Here is a 2,911-nt window from a genome sequence, read left to right on the forward strand (position 1 = left end):
TGCGCGTCGAGGCCGGACAGGCCGGCGGCGACGTGGGCCCGCAGGGCGGTGTCCCGCTCGCGCAGCGTCTCGTCGGAGCCGCCGGCGGGACCGCGCACGAGGATCGAGCGTTCCTCGGGGGTGGCGGCGGCGAGCACGCTGGTGGTGCCGGAGACGACGACGTCGTCGTTGTACGCGCTGAGCCCGGTCAGCGCGGCGGTCGCGACCAGCGTCGCCCCGGCCGCCGCGAGGAGCAGTCCCTTCGCCCCTCGGGCGCGTCGTAACGCGAGCCTCATGTGGTGGTGTCTCCCCGTGCCCGTGGGCGACCGGCGCCGCTCGCCGTCGTCGCGTGGGGAAGGGGTCAGGCCCGCCGAAAGGTTCGCGCCGTGATCGAATCGTGTCCAACCGGCCGGGCGGTGCCCGGCGTCTACCGGCGCGGGCCCAGCTCCCCGGCGCGGTAGTGGCGGCGGCACAGCACCTGGTAGCGCACCTCGGCGGTGTCGACGGTGTCGCCGATGACGACCTGGGCGCCCTCGCGCACCACCTGCCCGCCGACGACCCGGGCGTTGAGCAGTCCCTCGCGGCCGCACCAGCACAGCACCTCGACCTGGATGCGGGCGACCGTGTCGGCCAGCTCGAACAGGCGCTGCGCGGCGGGGAACAGGCAGGACCGGAAGTCGGTGGCGAGGCCGAACGCGTACACGTCCACGTCGTAGCTGTCGACCAGCTCGGCCATCTGCTCGACGTGGTCGACGCTGTAGAAGCTGGCCTCGTCGCAGATCAGGTAGTCGACCCGGACGCCCTCAGCCCAGGTGTCGCGGACCAGGGCGCGCAGGTCCAGGTCGTCGGTGACCTCGACGGCCTCGTGGGCCAGCCCGATGCGGGTCGTGACCTGCGGGCCCAGCGACCGGTCGATGCGGGTGGTCACCAGGCCACGGCGGCCCTGCCGCGAGTGGTTGTAGTTCATCTGCAACGCCATGGTGGACTTGCCGCAGTCCATCGGACCCCAGAAGAACTTCAGCGCCGCCGCGTGCAGCGGACGCCCGTCCACGCCACGCGCCGCGGCGCACCCGCCGGGGCTGTCGTCGGGGCCGGGAAGCGGACGCGCGAGGCAGGTCGGGGAGGTGGCGTGGTCGGTCACGGTCGGGCAGCCTAACCCATCGACCGCCCACGTCCTGCGGGCGTGCGGCGCCCTCAGAGCACCCGGGGCGGGGTGTTGCCGGCGGCGACGATGGCCCGCCGCATGGGCACGGCAAGCAGCAGGACGAACCCGACCACGAAGAAGATCAGTAGTGAGACCAGGCCCACCCGGTAGGAGTTGGTGAGCTGGAACACCAGGCCGAACGCGAGCGGACCGAGCCAGCTGGTGCCCTTGTCGCTGATCTCGTAGAAGCCGTAGTACTCGCCCTCCCGGCCGGCGGGGATGAGCTGGCTGAACAGCGACCGGCTCAGCGCCTGGCTGCCGCCGAGGACCAGGCCGATCGCCGCACCGAGGACCATGAACGGCACCGGCGCCTCGGCGGGCAGCCGGAACGCGGCGAGGATCACCCCGGTCCACAGCACGAGGCTCAGCAGCACCGTCTTCCAGGCCCCGATGCGCCGGGCGAGCGCCCCCAGCAGCAGCGCCCCGCCGAAGGCCAGGAACTGCACCAGCAGGATGGTGACGATCAGCGTGGACTGCCCCAGCCGCAGCTCCTCGGTGCCGTACTGGCTGGCCAGGGCGATGACGGTCTGGATGCCGTCGTTGTAGACGAGGAACGCCAGCAGGAAGTACAGCGTCAGCGGGTACGCCTTCATCTGCCGCAGGGTGCGGCCGAGCTGCCGGAATCCGTCGGTGAGCACGCTCCCGCCGCCGCGGGCGGCGGCGAGCGCCTCCGCGGTGGGGTGCTCGCGCAGCCAGCGCAGCGGCACCAGGGTGAACGCCGCCCACCACAGACCGGCCGACACGATCGACCAGCGGGCCAGGTCCAGGGTGCGCTGGTCGTTACCCTCCTCGCCGAGCATGCTGACCGCCACCAGGTTCAGCGCGAGCAACAGGCCGCCGCCGAGGTAGCCCAGCGCCCAGCCGCGGCTGGAGATGCCGTCGCGGTCGTCGGGACCGCCGAGCTGCGGCAGGAAGGAGTTGTAGACGACCACGCCCGCGCCGAAGGCGATGTTGGCGACCATGAACAGCGCCCCGCCGAGCAGGTAGCGGTCGCCGGTGACGAAGAGCATCCCGACGGTGGCGGCGGCGCCGGTGAACGCGGCGGCGGCCAGCAGCCGCTTCTTGTGCGCCGTCCGGTCGGCGACCGCGCCGATGACCGGTAGCACGAACACGGTGAGGAACACCGACAGCGACACCAGGTACGGGAAGTACGACCCGGCGGCGATCTTGACGCCCAGCGGGTACACGTACCCGGAGCAGGTGTCCGCGCCCAGCTCGCAGCCGGCGGCCAGCTCGGTGACCGTGGTGAGGAACGGGCCCAGGAAGACGGTGATCACCGTGGTGGAGAACGCCGACATCGCCCAGTCGTAGAAGTACCAGCCGGTGCGCTCGCGGCGGGTGCTCGACGGGGAGGGGGTGTCGTCCACCGCCGGGGTGACGGTTGCGGCCATCGCGGGTCCTTCTCGGGGCGGGTCAGGCGGCCCAGTGGCCGCGGCTGCGGTAGACGTCGCGCAGCACGCCGACGTGATCGGTCATGATGCCATCCACGCCGAGGTCCAGTAACTCGTGCATCTCGGCAGGTTCGTCGATCGTCCAGACATGCACCTGCAGGCCGATGCGGTGGCAGTGGTCGATCAACCGTCGGTCGACCACCCGCACCCGTCCGTAGCGGACCGGCACCTGCGCGGCAACCACCGACGGCGGCAGCCGCAGCGGCCGGCCGGTCAGCGACGCCATCCGCAGCCGGGCCACCCCGCGCATGCCGAGACTGGTGGCGACGCGGCCCGC

The 2,911-nt window shown here is 72.4% G+C and carries 4 protein-coding genes; all 4 read right to left on the minus strand.

All coding sequences use genetic code 11. The features are described 5' to 3' along the window. Positions 1 to 275, minus strand: a 275-nt coding sequence (locus tag AB0I76_RS26565) for a hypothetical protein (protein WP_357040863.1), incomplete at its 3' end; no start/stop codon positions are given. A gap of 131 nt (positions 276 to 406) precedes the next feature. Then, a complete protein-coding gene (locus AB0I76_RS26570) occupies positions 407 to 1,120 on the minus strand; it encodes a thymidine kinase (RefSeq protein WP_357040866.1) in 714 nt (237 codons plus the stop codon). Positions 1,121 to 1,173: 53 nt separating this feature from the next. Next, positions 1,174 to 2,574: an MFS transporter gene (locus AB0I76_RS26575; RefSeq protein ID WP_357040869.1), complete on the minus strand. Its 1,401-nt coding sequence runs from the start codon at positions 2,572 to 2,574 to the stop codon at positions 1,174 to 1,176. A 22-nt stretch (positions 2,575 to 2,596) separates the two neighbouring features. Beyond that, on the minus strand, positions 2,597 to 2,911 hold a 315-nt coding region (locus AB0I76_RS26580), incomplete at its 5' end, for a glycerophosphodiester phosphodiesterase family protein (protein ID WP_357040872.1).

Source organism: Micromonospora sp. NPDC049799 (genome assembly GCF_040656655.1).
Classification (GTDB): Bacteria; Actinomycetota; Actinomycetes; order Mycobacteriales; family Micromonosporaceae; genus Micromonospora.